18 protein-coding genes are annotated in these 20,780 nt (G+C 66.9%); 7 read left to right on the forward strand and 11 right to left on the reverse strand.

The genetic code is table 11. The annotated features are described in order from the left end of the window. Nucleotides 1-2 precede the first annotated feature (2 nt). Nucleotides 3-1,934: a galactan 5-O-arabinofuranosyltransferase gene (locus AC4AMJ_RS23725; protein WP_489915105.1), complete on the forward strand. Its 1,932-nt coding sequence runs from the start codon at nt 3-5 to the stop codon at nt 1,932-1,934. Continuing rightward, complete coding sequence (locus AC4AMJ_RS23730; protein WP_489915107.1) at nt 1,931-2,692, forward strand: MBL fold metallo-hydrolase; 762 nt, start codon at nt 1,931-1,933, stop codon at nt 2,690-2,692. The genes AC4AMJ_RS23725 and AC4AMJ_RS23730 overlap by 4 nt, the downstream gene beginning before the upstream one ends. 532 nt (nt 2,693-3,224) lie before the next feature. Here AC4AMJ_RS23730 and AC4AMJ_RS23735 read toward each other — a convergent pair. From AC4AMJ_RS23735 to aroQ, 4 genes are all read right to left on the reverse strand, one after another. Beyond that, nucleotides 3,225-3,587: an ArsR/SmtB family transcription factor gene (locus AC4AMJ_RS23735; protein WP_489898710.1), complete on the reverse strand. Its 363-nt coding sequence runs from the start codon at nt 3,585-3,587 to the stop codon at nt 3,225-3,227. Further along, on the reverse strand, nt 3,580-4,029 hold the full coding sequence (locus tag AC4AMJ_RS23740) for an SRPBCC domain-containing protein (RefSeq protein ID WP_489898709.1): 450 nt from the start codon (nt 4,027-4,029) through the stop codon (nt 3,580-3,582). The genes AC4AMJ_RS23735 and AC4AMJ_RS23740 overlap by 8 nt, the downstream gene beginning before the upstream one ends. 95 nt (nt 4,030-4,124) lie before the next feature. After that, nucleotides 4,125-5,081, reverse strand: a complete 957-nt coding sequence (locus AC4AMJ_RS23745) for a DUF389 domain-containing protein (RefSeq protein WP_489915109.1) — start codon at nt 5,079-5,081, stop codon at nt 4,125-4,127. A 30-nt stretch (nt 5,082-5,111) separates the two neighbouring features. Beyond that, entirely contained in the window at nt 5,112-5,573 is a 462-nt protein-coding gene (gene aroQ / locus AC4AMJ_RS23750) for a type II 3-dehydroquinate dehydratase (protein ID WP_489898707.1), read from the reverse strand. Nucleotides 5,574-5,644: 71 nt separating this feature from the next. Here aroQ and AC4AMJ_RS23755 point away from each other — a divergent pair, with 71 nt between their 5' ends. The 4 genes from AC4AMJ_RS23755 (at nt 5,645) to AC4AMJ_RS23770 (ending at nt 12,462) form a co-directional block, all read left to right on the forward strand. Then, nucleotides 5,645-8,968, forward strand: a complete 3,324-nt coding sequence (locus AC4AMJ_RS23755; protein ID WP_489898706.1) for an arabinosyltransferase domain-containing protein — start codon at nt 5,645-5,647, stop codon at nt 8,966-8,968. Between the two features lie 313 nt (nt 8,969-9,281). Further along, the gene (locus AC4AMJ_RS23760) at nt 9,282-10,601 is read left to right on the forward strand and encodes an aromatic ring-hydroxylating oxygenase subunit alpha (protein ID WP_489915111.1); all 1,320 of its coding nucleotides are present in this window, start codon (nt 9,282-9,284) and stop codon (nt 10,599-10,601) included. Further along, nucleotides 10,601-11,647, forward strand: a complete 1,047-nt coding sequence (locus AC4AMJ_RS23765; RefSeq protein WP_489898704.1) for an FAD-binding oxidoreductase — start codon at nt 10,601-10,603, stop codon at nt 11,645-11,647. The genes AC4AMJ_RS23760 and AC4AMJ_RS23765 overlap by 1 nt, the downstream gene beginning before the upstream one ends. Before the next feature lie 26 nt (nt 11,648-11,673). Further along, nucleotides 11,674-12,462, forward strand: coding sequence for an IclR family transcriptional regulator (locus tag AC4AMJ_RS23770; protein WP_489898703.1), 789 nt, complete (start codon nt 11,674-11,676; stop codon nt 12,460-12,462). Between the two features lie 14 nt (nt 12,463-12,476). On the opposite strand, the gene AC4AMJ_RS23775 is transcribed toward AC4AMJ_RS23770, so the two are convergent. The 6 genes from AC4AMJ_RS23775 to AC4AMJ_RS23800 form a co-directional block, all read right to left on the reverse strand. Continuing rightward, on the reverse strand, nt 12,477-14,000 hold the full coding sequence (locus tag AC4AMJ_RS23775; protein ID WP_489915113.1) for an ATP-dependent DNA ligase: 1,524 nt from the start codon (nt 13,998-14,000) through the stop codon (nt 12,477-12,479). Continuing rightward, nucleotides 13,997-15,742, reverse strand: coding sequence for a SulP family inorganic anion transporter (locus AC4AMJ_RS23780; RefSeq protein ID WP_489915115.1), 1,746 nt, complete (start codon nt 15,740-15,742; stop codon nt 13,997-13,999). The genes AC4AMJ_RS23775 and AC4AMJ_RS23780 overlap by 4 nt, the downstream gene beginning before the upstream one ends. Before the next feature lie 37 nt (nt 15,743-15,779). After that, nucleotides 15,780-16,406: an MBL fold metallo-hydrolase gene (locus AC4AMJ_RS23785; protein WP_489898700.1), complete on the reverse strand. Its 627-nt coding sequence runs from the start codon at nt 16,404-16,406 to the stop codon at nt 15,780-15,782. Next, nucleotides 16,403-17,491, reverse strand: coding sequence for an S-(hydroxymethyl)mycothiol dehydrogenase (locus tag AC4AMJ_RS23790; protein WP_489898699.1), 1,089 nt, complete (start codon nt 17,489-17,491; stop codon nt 16,403-16,405). The genes AC4AMJ_RS23785 and AC4AMJ_RS23790 overlap by 4 nt, the downstream gene beginning before the upstream one ends. A gap of 165 nt (nt 17,492-17,656) precedes the next feature. Continuing rightward, nucleotides 17,657-18,886, reverse strand: a complete 1,230-nt coding sequence (locus AC4AMJ_RS23795; RefSeq protein WP_489900708.1) for a helix-turn-helix transcriptional regulator — start codon at nt 18,884-18,886, stop codon at nt 17,657-17,659. Nucleotides 18,887-19,014: 128 nt separating this feature from the next. Next, nucleotides 19,015-19,479: a Rho termination factor N-terminal domain-containing protein gene (locus AC4AMJ_RS23800; RefSeq protein ID WP_489915117.1), complete on the reverse strand. Its 465-nt coding sequence runs from the start codon at nt 19,477-19,479 to the stop codon at nt 19,015-19,017. Between the two features lie 149 nt (nt 19,480-19,628). Here AC4AMJ_RS23800 and AC4AMJ_RS23805 point away from each other — a divergent pair, with 149 nt between their 5' ends. Continuing rightward, complete coding sequence (locus AC4AMJ_RS23805) at nt 19,629-19,898, forward strand: DUF7218 family protein (RefSeq protein WP_489898697.1); 270 nt, start codon at nt 19,629-19,631, stop codon at nt 19,896-19,898. A gap of 33 nt (nt 19,899-19,931) precedes the next feature. Here AC4AMJ_RS23805 and AC4AMJ_RS23810 read toward each other — a convergent pair whose 3' ends face one another. Continuing rightward, nucleotides 19,932-20,753, reverse strand: a complete 822-nt coding sequence (locus AC4AMJ_RS23810) for a helix-turn-helix transcriptional regulator (RefSeq protein WP_489915119.1) — start codon at nt 20,751-20,753, stop codon at nt 19,932-19,934. Nucleotides 20,754-20,780 lie beyond the last annotated feature (27 nt).

A 20,780-nucleotide genomic window follows, 5' to 3' on the forward strand; every position in this document is an offset into this window, starting at 1 on the left:
TCGTGGGGGTATCCGTCCGCCACGCACGCGACGTCGGCGAGCTGGTCCTCGGTGCTGTCGTCGGTGCGCTCATCGCCTTTGTCGGGCTGAAGGTCATCGCGTCCGTCGACTGGCCGGCCTTCAATTCGTCGAACGTCACGCGTGCACTGACCACTGTCGGTCAGGTGCTGGCCGTTGTCGTCCTCGTCGCCGCCGTCCTGCTGCACCGCTATGGCAAGCCACGGTGGCTGACCAGTCTGCTGTCGGTCGCCGCAACCGCGGGTCTGGTCACCGTCACCCTCGGCATGCCGCTGGGGGCGACGCGCCTGTACCTGTTCGGTCTGTCTGTCGATCAGCAGTTCCGGACCGAATACCTCACCCGGATGACCAGCAGCCCGCGGCTGGCCGACATGACCTACATCGACCTCGCGCCGTACTACCCGGCGGGCTGGTTCTGGTGGGGCGGCCGGTATGCGAACCTGGAGGCGCTGCCCGGCTGGGAGGCCTACAAGCCGTGGGCGATCATCTCCATGGCGACGGCCGCCGCGGTGTCGATCCTGCTGTGGAACCGGTTGGTGGGCCCGAGTCGGGGCATCCCGATCGCGCTGGCGGTCACCGTCGTCACGCTCATGTACGCCTCGCCCGAGCCGTACGCCGCGGTCCTCGTCTTCATCGGCACCCCGATGCTGATCACGCTGCTCTACGCTTTGCGCGGCCGGTCCCGTAACGCCGACGGCGCGGTCGGCGGACTCCGCTCCGCGACGAGTTGGGCCGCGGTGCTCGCTGCGGGGGTCTTCCTCGGCCTGAGCGCCACGTTCTACACCCTCTACACCGGCCTGTTCGCGCTGACCGCGGTGGTGATGGCGCTCTATCTCGCTGTCCAGGCGTGGTTCAAGGCGTCGAACCTGGCCGACCCCCACGTCGGGGCGCATCGTCGGGACGTCATCGTGGCGATTGCGGGACGACTGGCCACCATCGGGGTGATCTCGGGGCTCATCGCCCTGCTCGTGTGGGCGCCGTATCTGTGGTCGCGCGCGCGCAGCGAGCCCTCGAGTGGCGGCACCGCCGAGCACTACCTCCCGGATCGCGGCGCGATCCTACCGATGCCGTTCTTCCACTTCACCCTGGTCGGGATGATCACCCTGATCGGCTTGATCTGGCTGCTGCTGCGTTTCCGTACCCGGACCATCGCGCTGGCGCTCGGCCTCACGGTGGTGGTGATCTATCTGTTCGGCCTGTTGTCGATGGCGCTGACCGCCGGCGGTTCCACCCTGTTGTCCTTCCGACTCGACACCATCCTGAACGCTTCGTTGACGGCTGCGGGAGTCCTCGGCATCGCGGAGGGATCGCGTTGGGCGGTCCGCAGATTCGGGGATGTGCGATTCGCGATCGGCGCGGTCGCGACGATCTCGGCGATCGCCCTCGCCCAGGGCGTGCCCGGATATCTGTCCACCGAGATCACCACCGCCTACACCGATACCGACGGCTACGGCAAGCGCGCCGACCAGCGTCCGCCGGGAGCGGAATCGTACTTCCCGCAGATCCATCGGCTGATCCGGGTGCAGACCGGTAAGCCCGCCGATCAGAACGTGGTGCTCACCGCCGACTACGGATTCCTGTCCATCTACCCGTACTGGGGTTTTCAGGGCCTGACCTCGCACTACGCGAACCCATTGGCGGAGTTCGACAAACGGGCCAAGACGATCGAGCGGTGGTCGGAGTCGACGACACCGGACGAACTGATCCGCAAACTCGACCGGTCGCCGTGGAAGCCGCCGAACGTCTTTCTGTTCCGCTATGCCGCCGACGGTTACACGTTGCGGCTGGCCAAGGATGTCTATCCCAATGACCCGAACGTCAAGCGTTACACGGTGACCTTCGATCCCGCGGTGTTCTCCGACCCGCGGTTCGCGGTGACCGAGGTGGGTCCCTTCGTGGTGGTGGTGCGCAAATGATCGTGCCCAAGAGTGATTTCCTGATCAGCCGCGTCGATGCCGGGTCGTCGTCGGCCTTTCTCGTGCACACCGAGGTGGTGAACTGGGTTCTGCTGCAAGCGGATTCGGGTATCACCCTGATCGACGGCGGCTATCCCGGCCAGGCGTCGGATGTGGTGGAGTCGATCCGGCACATCGGGGGCCGCCCGGAGGACATCCGCGGGGCGTTGCTCACCCACGCACACGTGGACCATCTGGGCGGGCTGATCTCGCTGAGTGAGAAGTACGGATTCGACGTCTTCATGGATCCGGTCGAGGTGGCCCATGCGCGGCGGGAATACCTCCAGCAGGCCGGTCCCGCCGACATCATCCCGCTGGCCTACCAGCTTCGGGTGCTGCGCTGGCTGGCCAAGGTCACACCGCTGGGAGTGTTGAGCCGCAAGGGAATTGCCGACGCGAAACCGTTCCCCGAGCCGCTCGACCTCCCCGGCGGCCCGGTGCCCGTCGCGGCCCACGGGCACACCGACGGGCACAGCGCCTTCCTGGTCGCCGACGGCCAGGTCCTGGTATCCGGCGATGCGCTCGTGAGCGGGCACCCGATCTCGAAGATCGCCGGACCGCAGTGCCTGTCGAAGGCGTTTCAGCACGATCTGGTTGCGGCGCGGCGGACGATCGAATCCTTCACCACGCTCGATGCGACGGTCCTGTTCCCCGGTCACGGTCCCCGCCACGACGGCTCGGTCGCCGACGCCGCGCGCCGCGCACTCGAGGTGTCCTGACCGTGCCCGCCGATCGAGTACCGTCTTCCGCCGATCGAGTAGGTACCGAGCCGCCAGGCGAGGAACCGTATCGAGATCACCCACAACAGGTTTCGATACACCCTCCGCTAGCGCTCCGGGCTACTCAACCAGCAGACAGCCCCCCGGCCAAGCAAGCACCGTCCCCGCTGATCGAGTAGGTACCGAGCCGCTAGGCGAGGAACCGTATCGAGATCACCCACAACAGGTTTCGATACACCTCCGCTAGCGCTCCGGGCTACTCAACCAGCAGGCAGCCCCCCGCCGACCAAGCACCGTCCCCGTCGATCGAGTAGGTACCCAGCCGCCAGACAACCATCCCCGCTGATCGAGTAGGTACCCAGCCCCCAAGCAACCGTCCCCCGCTGATCGAGTAGGTACCGAGCCGCCAGGCGAGGAACCGTATCGAGATCACCCACAACAGGTTTCGATACACCCTCCGCTAGCGCTCCGGGCCACTCAACCAGCAGACAGCCCCCCCGCCGACGCTCCGGGCCACTCAACCAGCAGATGCTCAACGCGCAGACGTGCCGCCCGACTCCTCGGCAAGCGACTTGATGCGATCGAGTCGACGATCCCAGCCGCGGGCGATGGCGTCGAGCTGCCGTGCGACCTGGCTCAACCGAGACCCGACCGGCTCGTAGCGCACCTCACGGCCGGACTTCGTCGCCGTCACCAGGCCGACGTCGGTGAGCAACCGAAGGTGCTTGGCGATCGCCTGCCGGCTGATCGGCAGTTGTTCTGCCAGAGCCGATGCCGACGCCGGAGACCGCGACAGCGTGACCAGGATGTGCCAGCGGCTGTCGTCGGCGAGCGCCGCGAACAGCTCGACCGGAACCTGGGGGTCCCCGACGTCGGCGAGGTCGGACTCAGGCACTCGCGGCCGCCCCGGTGAGGTGGGCGCGCGCGACGTCGAGTTCGATCTGCCAGCCCTGGGTGTGGTCATCGAATCGCGAGCGTCGATTGGCCTCCGGTTCAGAGAGCGTGGAGAACCCGCTCTCGGCGACCTTGAGAACCACACCGGAATCGACCGGGGTGAGCCAGAATTCGACCAGAGTGGACGAACTCGCGGGATCGTCGGCGTCGATATGCCAGCGGAATGCCGCATACTTCGGCTCGTCGAGCGCGACGGTCCGGAATGCGAAGCGGCCGTGGGTGGGGTCGGTGACGTAGCTGATGTCCCCGTCGCGCTGGATCTGATGATCGACGACCTGCTGATCGTTGACGTACCAGCCGGGTTCGCTCACCAGCGACCAGACGTGCTCGGCCGGCGCCTCGATGGTGATCTCACGTTCGATGCGATCGAATTGGGTGTCCATGATGTCCTCCAAGGGTGTTTGACTGCAACCCAATGGTTGCACATAGTGCCGGCTACCGCAACCCTCTGGTTGCACATTGTTCGGACGGTGCCGCCTCACCCCGACCCGACCACCCGTCGCCGCGCCACCCGACGTTTCGAGAACGGCTGCCACAGTCGCCGCTGGGTCCAGAGGGTCAGACATCCGGCGAGCGTCATGCCGCTGATGTTGATCGCGAGCTGCAATGCCGAGCCGCCCACCTCGCGCCACTCGGCGAACGCAGCCGCGAGCGCAAGATTGCCTGCGGCGGGGATGGTCGTGACCGAGATGAACACGCCCGCAAGAGCTCCGGTACGGGCAGAGGTTATCGACAGCACGCCGGCGATCGCGGCGATGATCGCGACGAAGAACGACCACCGGTCCGGCGTATAGATGAACTCGGTGGCGGGATGATGCAGCAGGTCATCGTCGGTGGCCCATCCCAGGCCCCGCCAGAGCAACGACACCAGCATGGTGACAAGAAATCCCACCACGAAACCGGTCACCAGCGTGCGACAGGACATCCACAGAAGGCGACGCCGTCGTAGCACAACAGCCACACCGATCGCGGTGATGACGCCGAACTCGGGTCCGAGCACCATCGCGCCGACCGTCAAGATCTGCGAGTCGAGCACGACCGCGATCGCCGCGAGCAGGGTCGCGAGGATCATGAATCCCAGATACGTGAAGTTCAGTTCCGAATCGGAGTACGCACGACGTCCGACCTCGGCCCACACCACTGCATCCGACCCGAAGCCGGGCGCCCGCCGTTCGGCCTGCAGCGCCCGCCGGGACAGGTACGTCTCGACCTCCTCGGCCCGCAGGCTTCCGTCGGTCGCGACCCCGAGATCGCGGACCGCATTGATGAGGCCATCGGCGGCCTCGCGCGCGACGTCGATGGTCACGACGTCGCCCACCGGTTTCACCGACGCTCCCCGTGCGACGGTCACCGAACTCACCGCCTCGTCGTCGATCACAAGGCCGACGATGTCGTCCGTCAGCTCCGCGGGCGTCGAGATCGCGATGTGCAGCACTCTCGTATTGTGCCGCCACAGCGGGTCGGATCAGGACACCAACTCGACCAGTTGCCGGATCGCGAACTCGTAGCCGCGGATACCAAATCCGGCAATCACCCCGGCGGCGAGCGGTGACACATACGAGTGATGGCGAAACGCCTCCCGCTTGTGGACATTGCTGATGTGGACCTCGATGATCGGCACCTCCGGGATCACCAGGGCATCGGCCAGCGCCACCGATGTGTGCGTCCACGCCGCCGGATTGATCACGATCCCGCTGACCTGACCGCGGGCCTCGTGAATCCAGTCGATCATCTGGCCCTCATGGTTGGTCTGGGCGGCACGCAGGCCGAAGCCGAGCTCCGACGCCGTCCGCTCGGCCAGGTCCACCACGTCCGCCAACGTCGCCGCACCGTAGACCTCAGGCTGCCGCACACCCAGCGTGTTCAGGTTAGGGCCGTTGAGCAGCAGGATCGGCAGCGGCTCCGGGTCGGTCGCGGTGTCAGACATGGCACCAACCTTAGTTCAGCGGCATTCGGCCGAGCGGGGGCCCGGAAAGCCAACGGTTACCATCTCTCTTTGTGCCATCGCAGACGGTAAGACGAGCCAAGGTCGTCGCCATCATCACCGGACTGCTCGGCTTCCTCATGGCGCTGGCCACTCCCCTCATGCCGGTCCACCAGACCACCGCACAGATCTCGTGGCCGCAAGGCGACCGGGTCACCTCGGTCGCGGCGCCGCTGATCAGCTATGTTCCGATCGACCTGGACGCGCACGTGCCGTGCAGCGCCGTCGAGCAACTCGGTGACGGCGAATCGGTGCTGCTGTCCACCACACCCAAGGAGGCGGACAAGGCGGCCGAGCGCGGGCTGTTCATCCGCAAGACGGGTCAGCCGGGTGACCCGGCCGATCGGCAGACCGTCGAAGTGGTCATCCGCAACGTACCGCTGGTCTCTGCGACTCTCGAGCAGATCCGGTCGCAGGACTGCCGCGAGATCGCGGTGCACGCCGATTCCGATGCGGTGTCGGCCGAGTTCGTCGGCATGCGCAATGACGAGGGCGAGGCGCTCGACGGCACCACGGCTGGCCGCGAGTCCGACACCTATGACGCCGACCAGCGCCCCCAGGTCACAGGTCTGTTCACCGACCTCGACGGTCCGGCCGCGACCCTGCCCGGCCTCGATGCGCATGTCACGATCGACTCCCGGTACTCGACCACTCCGACGATCCTGAAGTGGGCCGTGCTGATCGTCGGGATCATCTGCACTCTGCTGGCACTGGCGGCACTCGCCGTCCTCGACTCGACCGACGGTCGCAAACACCGCCGCATCCTGCCCGCTCGGTGGTGGCGACTCAACGCCCGCGACTACGTCGTGATCGGCGCGCTCATAGTCTGGCACTTCATCGGACCGAACACGTCCGACGACGGCTACCTGCTCACCATGTCGCGGGTGGCTCAGCATGCCCAGTACACCGCCAACTACTTCCGCTGGTACGGCGCTCCCGAGGCGCCGTTCGGGTGGTACTACCAGGTCTTCGGCTGGCTCAGCCATGTCAGCGTGGCCAGCCCGTGGATGCGGATTCCGGCACTGCTCTGCGGCATCGGGGTGTGGCTCATCATCAGCCACGAGGTGTTGCCGCGTCTCGGCCGCGCCGCCATCTCCCGACCGGTCGTCGGATGGACCGCGGCGTTCGTGTTCCTGGTGTCGTGGTTCCCGTTCAACAACGGCCTACGCCCGGAACCGATCATCTGTCTAGGCGCGCTGCTCACCTGGTGCTCGGTGGAGCGCGCCATCGCCACCGGCCGTCTGCTGCCGGCCGCGGTGGCCTGCCTCGTCGGCGCATTCAGCCTGGCGGCCGGACCGACCGGGCTGCTGGCGGTCGCGGCCCTCATCGCCGGTGCCCGCCCGATGATGCTCGCACTGATCAAGCGGGCCAAGGTGATCGGCGGCGATCGCTGGAGCTACGTCGCGTTGCTGGCACCGATCCTCGCGGCCGGGACCTTCGTGATCTTCGTGGTGTTCTCGAATCTCACGCTGCGGTCGTTCGTCGAGGCATCGCAGATGAAGTCGGCACTCGGCCCATCCCTGCACTGGTACAACGAGATCGACCGCTACTCCTCCTTGTTCGCGTTCTCCGCGGATGGTTCGATCGCACGTCGGTTCGCGGTGTTGGCGATGTTCCTGGGCCTCGTCGTCTCCGCCGCGATGTTGATCCGACGTTCGCGCATCCCCGGCACCGCGTTGGGGCCGTCCCGCCGGATTGTCGGGATCACCTTCGCGTCCCTGGTGTTCCTGATGTTCACGCCCACCAAGTGGACGCATCACTTCGGTGTGTTCGCCGGTCTGGCCGCCGCGCTCGCCGCCATCGCTGCCATCGCGGCCAGCAACGACACCATGCACTCGCGACGGAACCGCACACTGTTCGCCGCACTCGTGCTGTTCATCGGGGGGCTCGCGTTCACCGCGCCGAACTCGTACTACTACTCGTCGGCGTGGGGGATGCCGTGGGGCGTCGGCCAGGTGACCTTCGGGCTCAAACTCGCCGACATCCTGCTGTACGCCGCGCTGGTCCTCCTGCTCGCGGCGCTCTGGTTCCACTTCCGGGAGCCGTTCGCCGGCACCGACCCCGCCGATCCCGCACATCACCGCCCGCGCGCCTGGTACCGCCGGTTGTGGTCGCTCGTGGCGTCGGCACCGCTGGCGTTCATCTCCGCGGGCGTCGTGATCTTCATGCTGATCACCGCGGCCTTCGCGGGGATTCAACAGAGTTCGTCGTACTCGGTACCCCGATCCAACCTGGAAGCCCTCAAGGGCGAGGAATGCGGGATGGCCGACAAGGTGTGGGTGGAGACCGATCCGAGCCGGTTCCTGCTGCAACCGGTCGACGGTTCGATCGCCGATCCGCTCGCCGGGCCGGCCACCGCGCCGCCCGGCGGCACGCGACCGGCGACCACCGGGTTCACCGCCAACGGCGTGCCCGTCGACCTCGACACGACGGCCAGCGAGGGTTCGCTCGGTGTCCTCGCCGGCACAGCGGTCGACTCTCCCGATGTGCTGACCGCCAACACTGGCGGCACGGGTGGCGGCGTGACATCGAGCGCCGGTGTCAACGGCAGTTTTGCCGAACTCCCGTTCTTCCTGGACCCGGCCAAGACCCCGGTGATGGGCAGTTATTCGACGACCGACCAGGTTCCCGCGCGGCTCACGTCGGCGTGGTATGCGCTGCCGTCCGACTTCCAGGACCGGCCGTTGCTGACATTCTCCGTCGCAGGTCTCTACGACAATCCGAACCTGTTGCTCGAATACACCACCGATCCCATCCGCCCCGGAACCCGCGACGCATCGCTGCAGGCCACCGGTGACACCGAGATGATCGACCCCGGACCGCGACCGTCCTGGCGCAATGTTCGCGTCACCACCGACTCGTTGCCGTCCGATATCACCGCGGTTCGGATCGTCGCCGTCGACGACAACCTGTCGTCGGACCGGTTCATCGTCGTCACGCCGCCGCGCCTGCCGGAGATGAAGACACTCGAGGACGTCGTCGGCCGCGAGGACCCGGTTCACGTCGACTGGACGTCCGGTCTGGTGTTCCCGTGCCAACGTCCCTTCACCCATGAGAACGGGGTCGCGGAGATTCCCAAGTGGCGGATCAAGCCCGGCGCCGATCTGGCCGCCGCGGTCTCCGCGTGGCAGGACTCCTACGGCGGCGGACCGCTCGGTTGGCTCGAGGTCTCGCAGCAGGCGGACGCGATGGCCACGTACCTGCAGGGCGACATCGGCCGCGACTGGGGCTCGCTGGAGAAGTACACGCCCTACGGCAACGTGAACACGCTGGCCGACATCCAGACCGGAACCGCCACTCGCAGCGGACTCTGGAGTCCGGCGCCCATCCGGCACTGAGTGCGACGTCGACGAGTGGCAAGCATGAGCTGACGGTTGTCGCTCCCCGATTCCGATTCCGCTCCCTCGATCGAAGGCGCGGATCCGGAATCAGGGAGCGACAACCGATACTCCCCGAACCCGCCGACTCAGCGCTTGACACCGTATCCACGCGGCCGCACACTTGTTGCATGTGCTGCTCAGCGTTGCGTAGCGCGCAACATTGACCGTTTGATGCACCGGCTCCGCCAGCGGGTCACCGAGGACCACAGGCACTCTGTCCGACATCTGAGGAATCGTGAATCCCTTGGCAGAGATTGGTATCCGCACACCGATGACCGCACAATTCGTCGCCGGCGCGGCACACTCGAGGCCGGACGATCCGCTCCGCCCCGTGCACGCCCTGATCCGCGACCGAGTCCCCGGGCAAAGCCTGCCCGCGTCGTTCTATGTGGATCAAGACTTCTTCGACCTCGACCTCGACGAGGTCTTCTCCAAACGATGGATCTTCGTCGCAGCCGAGGCAGAGGTCGCCGAGCCCGGCGATTTTGTCACGATCAACTTCGGCAGTCGTTCGGTGATCGTGACGCGTGACGACAGCGGCGAGATCCGTGCGCACCACAATGTCTGCCGGCACCGCGGCGCGCGCTTGCTGACCGAGCGCAGCGGATCGGTCGGGACCATCGTCTGCTCGTACCACTCCTGGACCTACGGCATGGACGGCCGGCTGATGTTCGCCGACGCACAGGCACCCGGATTCCAGAAGTCCTGCTACTCACTGCGTTCGGTGCACGTTCGGACGATCGCCGGACTCGTCTTCATCTGTCTCGCCGACGATCCGCCGACCGACATCGACGAGGTCGCGGAGATCATCGAGCCGTATCTGGCGCCGCATCTGCTCCAGCAGGCCAAGGTCGCCAAACAGACCGATCTCATCGAGGACGGCAACTGGAAGCTGACCATGGAGAACAACCGGGAGTGCTATCACTGCAGTGGCCATCCGGAGCTGCTCAACGTCTTCTTCCCTACCTGGGGCTACAGCGATGCCGCAGCCATCCCCGCCCGGCTGGGACCGGTCTTCGCGCGCTACCACCAGGCCACCACCGAACTGGTGGAGACCTGGGAACGCAACGGCTTACCCTACCCACGCATCGAGCAACTCGACACCCGCACAACAGGTTTCCATATCGAGCGAGAAGCAATGGACCTCGCTGGGGAGTCGTTCACCCTCGACGGCACGGCCGCGTGCCGTCGGTTGCTCACCGACATGCCGGACACCCGCCTGGGTCGCCTGTCCATGCACCTGCAACCCAACATGTGGCTGCACGTCACCAGCGATCACGCACTGCTGTTCTCGGTGATCCCGCTCGCGCCGAACAAGACACTGGTCCGCACCACCTGGCTGGTGCACCGGGATGCCGTCGAGGGCGTCGACTACGACCTCGACCGTCTGACCTCGGTGTGGGAGATCACCAATCAGCAGGACGCGGACCTGGTCCGGTTGGCACAGCAGGGCATCAGCAGTCCCGCCTATGTGCCCGGCCCGTACGGACCGTCGGAGTTCCAGGTCGAGGCATTCGTCAACTGGTACATCACCGCGCTGCGCACCAACCTCGGCCTGCCGACACCGATGCCCACCGCGGAGAGTGCGTGATGTCCGCCGACCACCTCTTGCTCTGCATCGACCGCTCCCACACCACACGTGACATCGCGACCTTCACCTTTCGGGTCCTCGGCCACTCGGGTGGAAGCGACCCGGCCCCGGACGAGTCCCACACATTGGTCTTCGAGCCCGGCCAGTTCCTCTCCATCACCCTCGAGATCGACGGCAGGTCGGTCCAGCGGTGCTACAGCATCTCGTCGTCGCCACTGAGTTCCGGCTCCCTGTCGATCTCGGTGAAACGAGTCGCCGGGGGACATGTCTCGAACTGGTTGCACGACAACATGTCTCCGGGCACCGTCATCTCCGCCACCGGCCCACTGGGCCGCTTCACCTACACCGCCCGGCCGGCGGAGAAGTATCTCTTCATCTCGGCCGGCAGCGGCATCACCCCGGTGATGTCGATGGTTCGCGCGGTCACCGACGCCCGGGCACCCACCGACATCGTCTTCGTGCACAGCGCCCGCAGCGTCGACGACATTCCGTTCCGCGACGAACTCGAAGAACTCGCCGGAGGGCATCCGAATCTGACGCTGGCCTTCGCCGCCACCCGCATGCCTGCCGACGAATTGCCCGACTGGACGGGTCACCGGGGCCGTGTCGACCGCACGATGATCGAGCGCGTCTGTCCCGACCTGGCCGAACGCGAGATCTTCCTTTGCGGGCCTGGGAGTTTCCGCAGCGGCGTGCGGTCCGCCCTCGTCGCCGCCGGCGGCGACCTCGCGCACATCCACGAGGAGAGCTTCGGTTTCAGCCTCCCCGCCGATTCCCACGAACCCGGCGTCGTCGTCGACTTCACCCGGCGTGCCCGACGGATCACCGTCTCACCCGGATCGAGCATCCTTGCCGCCGCAGCTGCCGCCGGCGTCACTCTGCCGTCGTCCTGCGGAATCGGACTGTGCGGGTCGTGCAAGGTCAGCAAGCTCTCGGGCGACGTGGTGATGAATCACCAAGGCGGCATCCGAAATCGCGAGATCCAACAGGGCAAGATCCTGCTCTGCTGCTCCGAACCTCTGTCTCCGGTGGAGATCGACTACTGAGCGCGGCAGGTAAGGTAACTGTTGTTATGGCCGGTGAGAGCACAGACAGCGAGAAGCCGACGGGCGGCGCTGTCCAGTCGGTCGATCGGGCCCTGCAGGTGCTGGAGATGATCGGCCGGGCCGGTAGTGCCGGGGTCACCGAGCTCGCCGAGGAACTCGGCGTTCACAAATCGACGGTGTCGCGCATCATCGGATCACTGGAATCGCGGGGGTTCGTCGAGCAGGCGCACGGCGGCCGCAAGTACCGGATCGGATTCACCGTGGTCCGATTGGCCGGGACGACGACCGCGACGCTCGATCTCGCAAAGTTCGGTCAGGAACTCTGCAACACGCTCGCCGAGGACACCGGCGAGACCACCAATCTCGCGATCCTACGTCAGGGAGAGGCCATCAACGTCGTCGAGGCGCAGGGCTCGTCGAGCGTAGCGTTGAACACCTGGGTGGGCCAGGCGTCCCCGGCGCATGCCACCTCATCGGGCAAGGCGTTGCTCAGTGGACTGACCGATCCCCAACTCCGCAAGAGCTTGCCCCGCACGTTGCCCCGGTTCACCGAGAAGACCATCACCGACCTGCCCGCGCTGATCGACGAATTGCACATCGTCGCCGAACGTGGTTGGTCGCTGGCCGATGAGGAGTTGGAAGTCGGTCTCGTCGCGATGGCCGTCCCCATCCGCGACCACACCGGCCAGGTGGTGGCGGCACTGAGCGTTTCGGGTCCCCGTTATCGGTTCGATCCCGCCGACGCACACGAGCTCGTCGCGAAACTGACCGTCGTCGGCGACGAGCTGAACGCCAAGTTCGGTTACCACGGCTGAAACGGCCCGGCCGATCATCCCGGCAGCATCCCCCGGACGGTCTCGATGGTGTCCGCTTCGGCGGGCGTCTTGTCCGGCCGGTACCTGACCACCCGTGCGAAGCGCATGGCAACACCACCGGGATAGCGCGAACTGCGTTGCACTCCATCCAGTTCGATCTCCACCACGAGCTCAGGGTGCAGATAGACGGTGTGTGGGTCGCGGTGACTCTCGTGCAGCGGGAACTCGTCGGTCTGCCATTGCAGCAACGCGTCGGTGAGTCCCTTGAACGTCTTGCCCACCATCACCGGTGGACCGCCGTCGGGGTCGCGGGCACCCAGATGCAGGTTGGACAGGTATCCCGTGCGACGTCCGGAGCCCCACTCGGCTCCGAGCACCACCAGATCGATGGTGTGCACGGGTTTGACCTTCTGCCAGCCCTTTCCGCGGCGACCGGCAGCGTAGACGCCGTCGAGGGACTTGACCATGACCCCTTCGTGCCCGTCGGCGAGCGCCGCATCGAAGTGCTGTGCGGCCTGCTCGACGGTCGGGTTGACGACCGACGGGATGCGCAACTCGGGTGCCACCGACGTCAACGCCGCCAGACGTTCTCGTAGCGGCCGATCGATGAGGTCGTCACCGTCGAGATGTAGACAATCGAAGAAGAAGGGGCGTAGCACCCCGGCCGGATCGTCGCCGAACTCACCCGACGAGCCGAACCGACTCATCGTGTCCTGGAACGGCCGAGGCCGCCCGTCGGCGTCAAGGGTCAGCGTTTCACCGTCGAGAATAATGCTCCGGCAGGGCAGGTCACGTGCGACCGCCACGATGTCCGGAACGGCGCCGGTGATATCGCGCAGGGTCCGGGTGAACACCGAGACGGCGTCGCCGTCACGATGCACCTGCACCCGGGCACCGTCGAGCTTGAAGTCCACCACCAGGTCCGGGCCGAGCGAGACGACGGCGTCCTCGAGCGATTCCGCTGGTGTCGCCAACATCGGCGACACCGCGCGTCCGACCTGTAAGCCGACCCCGGCGAGTGCGTCTTCACCGCCGTGCACCGCGAGCGCCGCCGTCTCCGAGAGCGATCCGGTCAGCATGTGCGCCCGGCGGACCAACTCCAGTGACTGTCCGGACGCCGACGCGATCGCATCCACCATCACGCCGGCCAGCGCACCCTGCCGCAGTTCGCCGATCAGCAGCCTGCGAAGCAGGTCCTGCTCGGATTCGGTTGCCGAACCGAATAATTCATCGAGCAGCTCGCGCCGTCGACCCACCGAACCGGGTCCGGTGGCGGCGGCGAGCCCGGTCAGCATCGCATCCACATCGGACACCGACAGGGACGGTTCCGCCGCCGGAGTGAGTTCCAGGTTCATCAGAGACCGCCAGCCGACCCCGAGCCGGCCCTGCGGAATCACCCCCGACAACCACGCGACCACCGTCGGGATCTCCTCGGCCGACGCCTCGTCGAGGAGCGCGGTGAGTTCGGCCGACTTCTTGTTGCGGGAGCGGGTGGCGGCGATGGCGGTGGATGCGTCGACGACACGTGCGAGCCTCACTGTTCCTCCGATCCTTCGGGATGCGTTGGATGGTCATCGGATTCGTGTTCGACGGCGTCCGGGTAGGCATTCTCGTAGGCACGGACCGCGGCACCGACGGTGCCGAACACGTGGTCGGGGTCGAGGTCGCCGAGCACTCCCTCGATGAACAGGGCCCCATGCAGTTCCGGGTCGACGCCGGCCAGGATGAAGTGGGCGTCACGCGAATGTACGAACGCGATCAGGTCCTCGAGCACCGACGAGGCCGAATAGTCGACATCGCTGATGACGGTGCAGTCGAGGACCAGCCAGCGCACCGGGTCCGGCGCGGCCCGCATCAACCCCATCACGTCGTCGGCGAAGCGACTTGCGTTGGCGTAGAACAGGTCGGCGTCGTACCGGAAGACGATCAGCCCCGGCAACGATTCGAGGCCGGGATGTGCTGCGGTGTAGCGACGCTCGCGACCGTGGTCGCTGACGCCGACCACGAATCGTCGCGGTTGGTATTGACGGCGGACGATCTCGAGCAGCGACACGCCCATCGCGGTGAGGATGCCGTTCTGCACGCCGAAGACGAGGACCACGACCGCACTGATGACAGCGATCCCGAACTCGATCCTGCGGACCTGCCACATACGACGGAACGCGTGCGGGTCGATGAGATTGACCGCGACCAGGAACACGATCGCCGAGAGCACGGCGTGCGGGAGGTCGGCGAGCGCGCGGTCCAGGAACACCACGACCACCAGTGCCACGGCAGCCATCGTCAGATTGGCGACTTGCGTCCGACCGCGCTGCTCGTCGAGCAACTGGGTCTTGGTCGGACTTCCGTTGACCACGAAAGTGGAACTCAGCCCGGCCATCAGGTTCGCTGCGGACAGCCCGACGATGTCGCGATTGACGTCGGCGGTGTCCCCGTGTTTCTGGGCGAAACCGCGAGCGGTGGCGGCGCTTTGGGCGAGGATCACGATGGCACAGCCGATCGAGACCGTCGCGGCCTTGGGGATGTCACCCCACCGGATGCCGTCGGGCAGTCCGAGGTTCGGCCATCCGCCGTTCAGCGCACCCACGACGTCGAGGTCATCGGCCCAGCCGAACACCGCGACCAGCACGATCGACCCGATCACCACCAGGATCGCCATCGGCACCCGAGGCGCCAACCGCCGGGCGCCGATCAGCGCGACCAGGGTGGCGGCGGCGAACGCCACCGACGCCCAGTTGATCGACCCGAGCTCGCCCACGATCGCCGACCATCGCTCCCATACCCGCCCCCCGGTCACGGGGATACCGAGCATGCCCGGGATCTGTCCCGTCATGACACTGATGCCGGTCCCGGCGAGAAAGCCGACGAGCACTGCGGTGGAGAGGAAGTCGCCGAGAAAGCCGAGGCGCAAGACACGCGCGACGGCGAGGAATGCGCCCGTCACCAGCGCGATGACACCGGCCCACGCGAGCCACTCCTGCGTGTCCGGCATCAGTCCCGCGACGCCGAGCCCGGCGATGCCCGAGGCCAGCAGTGCCGCCGTGGCGGAGTCGGCGCCGACGACCAGCAACCGGGACGAACCGAGCACGGCGAACGCGATGGTGGGCAGAATGATGGTGTACAGCCCGGCAACGACCGGGACGTGCGCAATCGAGCTGTACCCCATGCATTCTGGGATGGCCACCGCGGCCAGCGTGATGCCGGCGAGAATGTCGGTGCGCAGCCAGGACGCCCGATAACCCCGCAATGCCGGAGGAATCAGGGCGCCGGGCGCGGTCATTGTGCTGACGTTACCCGCACGCACCCGCGCGGCGGTGTCAGCTGCCGCGCTTGATCCACTCCTCGAGGTGCGGCGACTCGGTGCCGACGGTCGTGCCGTCACCGTGTCCGGTGTGGACCTTCGTCTCCGGGTCGAGGCTGAAGATCTTCTCCTGGATCGACGCGATGATGGTCGGGAAACTGGAGTACGACCGTCCGGTGGCGCCGGGTCCGCCCTGGAACAGGGTGTCACCGGAGAACAGCACGCCGGCCTCGGGCGCGTACACGACCGAGGATCCGGGCGAGTGTCCCGGTGTGTTGATGATCGTCAGCGTGGTCCCGGCGACCGTGATCTCCTGCCCGTCCTCGAGGTCACCGTGGGCGACGTCGGGATGGGTCTCGTTCCACAGCATGTCGTCGCCCGGATGCAGCAGGATGGGGGCGCCGGTCGCCTCGGACAGTTCCGGCGCGACCGTGATGTGGTCGTTGTGCCCGTGGGTGAGCACGATCGCCTTCACCGTGCGATCGCCGACCGCCTCGAGGATCGGTTCGGCCGCGTGCGCGGCGTCGATGATGACCACCTCGTCGTCGTTGCCGACGATCCAGATGTTGTTGTCGACGTCCCAGGTGCCGCCGTCGAGTGAGAACTGGCCGGACGTCACGACATTGTCGATGCGCAGGCTCACAGCTCCACCACCGAGCGCAGCACCTTGCCCGCCTCCATCGCACTGAAGGCGGCCTCGACATCGGTCAGGCCGACGCGTTCGGTGACGAACTTGTCCAACGGCAGCCGACCCTGCTCGTACAGGTCGATGAGCATCGGGAAGTCACGTTCGGGCAGGCAGTCGCCGTACCACGACGACTTCAACGCACCGCCGCGCGAGAAGAAGTCGATCAGCGGCATCTCCAGTGTCATGTCCGGCGTGGGCACACCGACGAGCACCACGGTCCCCGCCAGGTCGCGGGCATAGAACGCCTGCTTGTAGGTTTCCGGCCGGCCGACCGCATCCACCACGACGTCGACGCCGTTGCCGTCGGTGAGGTCCTGCACCGCGGCGATCACGTCGTCGACCTCGGCACCGTTGATGGTGTGCGTCGCGCCGAGATCCTTGGCCCACGCCAGCTTCGAGGAGTCGCGGTCGATCGCGATGATCGTGGTCGCTCCGGCCAGTCTCGCACCGGCGATCGCGGCGTCACCGACACCGCCGCAGCCGATCACCGCGACCGAGTCGCCGCGACCCACATTGCCGGTGTTCATCGCGGCGCCCAGGCCGGCCATCACGCCGCAGCCGAGCAGGCCGGCGACGGCCGGATCCGTCTCGGGATTGACCTTGGTGCACTGCAATTCATGGATCAGCGTCTTCTCGGCGAACGCGCCGATGCCCAGCGCCGGACTCAGCTCGGTCCCGTCGGTCAGGGTCATCGGGACGCTGGCGTTGAACGTGTCGAAGCAGTACCACGGACGCCCGCGCTTACAGGCGCGACACTGGCCGCACACCGCACGCCAGTTCAACACCACGAAATCGCCGACCTCAACGTGCGTGACGTCGGAGCCGATCGCCTCCACGGTGCCGGCCGCCTCATGGCCGAGCAGGAACGGATACTCGTCGTTGATGCCGCCCTGCTTGTAGGCCAGATCGGTGTGGCACACACCGCACGCCTTGATCGACACCACCACATCCCGTGGGCCGGGGTCGGGGATCACCACGTCGACGACCTCTGTCGGCGCTCCCTTGCTCCGCGAGATGACTCCCTTGACCGTCTGCGACATATCGGCTTCTCAATCCTTTCGGGTGACAACTGTGGACCGCCACGGGCAGTCCGCTACGCATCCCAGTCTCGCGGTGCGGGTGAACACATGCATCCGTCCGAATGGATGGTTCTACCTAGTCGAAAGTACAGCCCATCAATCGGATCACCGCGGAGGGCCGCATTCTCATGCGGCGGTGATTCCGGCCCGCGCCGCCAGCAGACCGGCCTCCCCTCGATTGGACACCTGCAGTTTCTGCAGGATGGCCGTGACGTGGAACTTGACGGTGCTCTCGCTGACACCCAGCTCGGTGGCGATGGTCTTGTTCCGCCGCCCGAGCGCGAGATGGCCGAGCACCTCGAGTTCCCGCGGGTTGAGCGTCGACAGAACGTCCTCGTCGGGGCGCTCGCCGGGTGTCTCGAGTGGGATACGGGCCGTCACCCGGCTGCCCCAGGCGGGGAGGGTCTCCACCTCGAGCCGGCCGCCGAGTGTCTGCAGCCGACCGGTCAGCTGCCGGGACAGCGCCTCCCCGTCGAGGTCGCCCGCACCCTGGTCACGGACGTCGACGACGAGATCGTTCCCGACGCACTCCCATGCGATCCGCAGTCGCGCGACACCGCGCTGGGAACCGAAGGCCACCGCGACCACCCGGACGATCGCTCGCGCCGCGTGGGCGATCTCGCCGGGCAGGGTGCGTCCGCTGCCCGACGGTCGGACGTACTCGACGTCGACGTGGAGCTGATCCGCGGCCGGCTCGAGCTCCAGCTGTAACCGCCCGAATGCGGCGGTGAGCTCCTCGGTGGCCAATTTGCGGTCGCTGTCGCCCACCGCCCGCAGCGCGATGAGCGCCGACGACGCGGTCTCGGCGGCAGCGGCCCGTGCCGTGCGATCGTCGAGGTCGCGGGACCGCAGCGTGCCCAGGATCGAGACGAGGGCATCCTCGTGGGTCTGGGTGAGCTGCGCGATCGTCCGTGCCCGCTCGCTGGATGCCGCGCGCGATTCGGCGAGGTAGTCCGGGCTCGCCTGCGCGACCTGCTGTCGGATCGATGTCGCCACGATCGCGAACCAGGCGCGGAGCAGATCACCGGACGGCTCCGCGGGCGCGGTCCGCGACGGCTTGGGGATGACCACGAGCAGCGTGTCGGACTCGTCGCGCACCGCGTGGACGGGACGCAGCACCCCACCGACGACCGCGGTGGTGGGCTCGAGTCGGCCGGGCAGAACCGATTCCTTGATCGCATCGAGCTCGTCGATGGTGACCCGGTCGACGATCTCCGGATCGCCGGCGACCTTGCGCGGGCGTCCGGTGCATTCGCGGGTGAAGATGATCAACGCCTGATGCGGCCGGTCGGCAGCGAGGAAGCGGGAGAAGCGGAGCGCAATCTCGGGGAGCGGGCCGTCGATCACGTCGCGCAGCTGCTGCCACCTGCCGACGAGGGAGTCGCCCCCACCGCCGTCGCGGGGCTCGGCTGCGACCTGCGTTGATCTCTGCACGCCCACCGTCCAAGCCTATCCACCCTGCTCACGGCCCGGTGTGGGTGGCCTCAGCCGAGCGCGTCGAGCAGTTGGGCCTTGGTCATCGTGGAGTAGCCCTTGATGCCCTTGCTCTTGGCCTCGGTCCGCAGTTGCGCCACGGTCGGGCCTCCGGAAGCCGCCGATTTCGCGGGCTTCTTCTGTGCCGGGGCACGCGTGCGAGTCGCCCGTTCCGGTGCGTCCGGCACCTTCGTCGGGGTCACCGCGGGTGCCTCGACGGCGGGTGACGCGGGCGTCTCCTCGACGATTGCGGTGTCGGGTTTGTCGGGCGCGGCGCCGGCCTTCTCGTCGGCGGCCGTCTTGCCTCCCGACCTGGCCTGGCCGATCAGTCTCAGCACTTCGTCGCGCAGCGCGGCCGCGTCCTTCTCCGCCTTCTTGATCCGCTTCTTCGCTTCCTTGTCGACACGGTCGAGTTCGCCGCGGAGACGCTCGATCTCCTTCTCGAGCCGACCGATCATCTTCTTCTTCTTGCTCATCGATGCTCCTGCGCTGTCCGGGGATCCTGGTCACGCTGCCTCAACCTCACACTATCGACCAGGACCGGATCTCGGTGCTGTTCGAGCGGCGTATCGTCGAAAGCGGTGACTGAACCGAGACATTGGGACAACCAACGAGGAGGACACCGATGCCAGAACGCGATCCGGGCCCGTCGGTCAAGGACGACGAACTGTACGAGAAGCTCCGTGACGAGGGCAATTCAAAAGAGAAGTCGGCGCGCATCGCGAATGCCGCGGCCAACGAATCCCGATCCTCCGTCGGCGCGAAGGGCGGTCACTCGCCATCGTATGAGGACTGGACCGTCGACGAATTGCGTGACCGTGCAAAGGAACTCGACATCACCGGCTACTCCGACATGCGTAAGGACGAGCTGATCGAGACCCTGCGCAACCACTGAGCGACGCTCTGCCGCGCACCGGGCCACGTCCGGTCAGCGCGGCAGCAGTCCTGCCCGCCGCGCAGCGATGACCGCCTCGAGCCGGGTGGCGGCGCCGAGCTTTCCCATGGCGTCCTTCATGTAGCCCTTGGCCGTCTGCACCCCGATGCCGAGTTCCTCCGCGATGCGCCTATTGCTGTGGCCGAGCGCGGCCAGCGCGAGGACGTCGGACTCACGTCGTGTGAGGGTGACGGTCGGGTCGGCTTCGGTGGCGCTGTCGAGGAGCGCGTCGGTGATGCGGGCGATCTCCTCGGCCACCAACTGATCGTCGAGGCTGCGGCCCAGCGTTCGCAGCCGTCCGTAGGCCTCGGTGAGTCGATCACGAAGTTCCGCGACATCCGCCGGGTCCGACACCGAATCCGTGGCGACCCGGCTCACGACGATCTGCTGTTCGAGCGCACGTGCCTCGGCGGCCAGGACGTCGAAGGTGCGGTTGCCGATCGGGTCGGTGCTGTGCAGGGCGCCGTAGAGCACCGCCACCGGCTGCCGGTCGACGATCACGGGGACCGCGGCCATCGCCCGGAGACCCTCGGTCGCGATGATCGTGTTGTATCGGTGGGTGATCCTCGGGGTGCGGAGATAGTCGTCGACCGCCACGGGTCGCTGGACGCTGATGACCTTGCCACCGAGTCCGTGCCCGATGTCGACGGACACCCCGGCGAGCGCTCCCCGGGTGGGGCCGACGAAATGTTCGAGGCGCACGGACTGACCTTGTCGATTCGACTCTCCGGACACCATGCCGGCGAACGCGAGCGAGACACCGCTGGCCCGGCGCACCCGGTGCAGCGCGTCTATCACCAACGACGCCTCGCTCATGTCACCTCCGGATGATTCACGCTGTCC

This window comes from Gordonia sp. LMA484 (assembly GCF_058129505.1).

Excerpts from the sequence above, each read along its gene's own strand:
- AC4AMJ_RS23740 (WP_489898709.1), bottom strand. The coding sequence starts at position 4,029 with ATGGACACCCAATTCGATCGCATCGAACGTGAGATCACCATCGAGGCG.
- AC4AMJ_RS23790 (WP_489898699.1), bottom strand. The coding sequence starts at position 17,491 with ATGTCGCAGACGGTCAAGGGAGTCATCTCGCGGAGCAAGGGAGCGCCG.
- AC4AMJ_RS23770 (WP_489898703.1), top strand. The coding sequence starts at position 11,674 with ATGGCCGGTGAGAGCACAGACAGCGAGAAGCCGACGGGCGGCGCTGTC.
- AC4AMJ_RS23760 (WP_489915111.1), top strand. The coding sequence starts at position 9,282 with ATGACCGCACAATTCGTCGCCGGCGCGGCACACTCGAGGCCGGACGAT.
- AC4AMJ_RS23780 (WP_489915115.1), bottom strand. The coding sequence starts at position 15,742 with ATGACCGCGCCCGGCGCCCTGATTCCTCCGGCATTGCGGGGTTATCGG.
- AC4AMJ_RS23800 (WP_489915117.1), bottom strand. The coding sequence starts at position 19,479 with ATGAGCAAGAAGAAGAAGATGATCGGTCGGCTCGAGAAGGAGATCGAG.
- aroQ (WP_489898707.1), bottom strand. The coding sequence starts at position 5,573 with ATGTCTGACACCGCGACCGACCCGGAGCCGCTGCCGATCCTGCTGCTC.
- AC4AMJ_RS23765 (WP_489898704.1), top strand. The coding sequence starts at position 10,601 with ATGTCCGCCGACCACCTCTTGCTCTGCATCGACCGCTCCCACACCACA.
- AC4AMJ_RS23810 (WP_489915119.1), bottom strand. The coding sequence starts at position 20,753 with ATGAGCGAGGCGTCGTTGGTGATAGACGCGCTGCACCGGGTGCGCCGG.
- AC4AMJ_RS23730 (WP_489915107.1), top strand. The coding sequence starts at position 1,931 with ATGATCGTGCCCAAGAGTGATTTCCTGATCAGCCGCGTCGATGCCGGG.
- AC4AMJ_RS23805 (WP_489898697.1), top strand. The coding sequence starts at position 19,629 with ATGCCAGAACGCGATCCGGGCCCGTCGGTCAAGGACGACGAACTGTAC.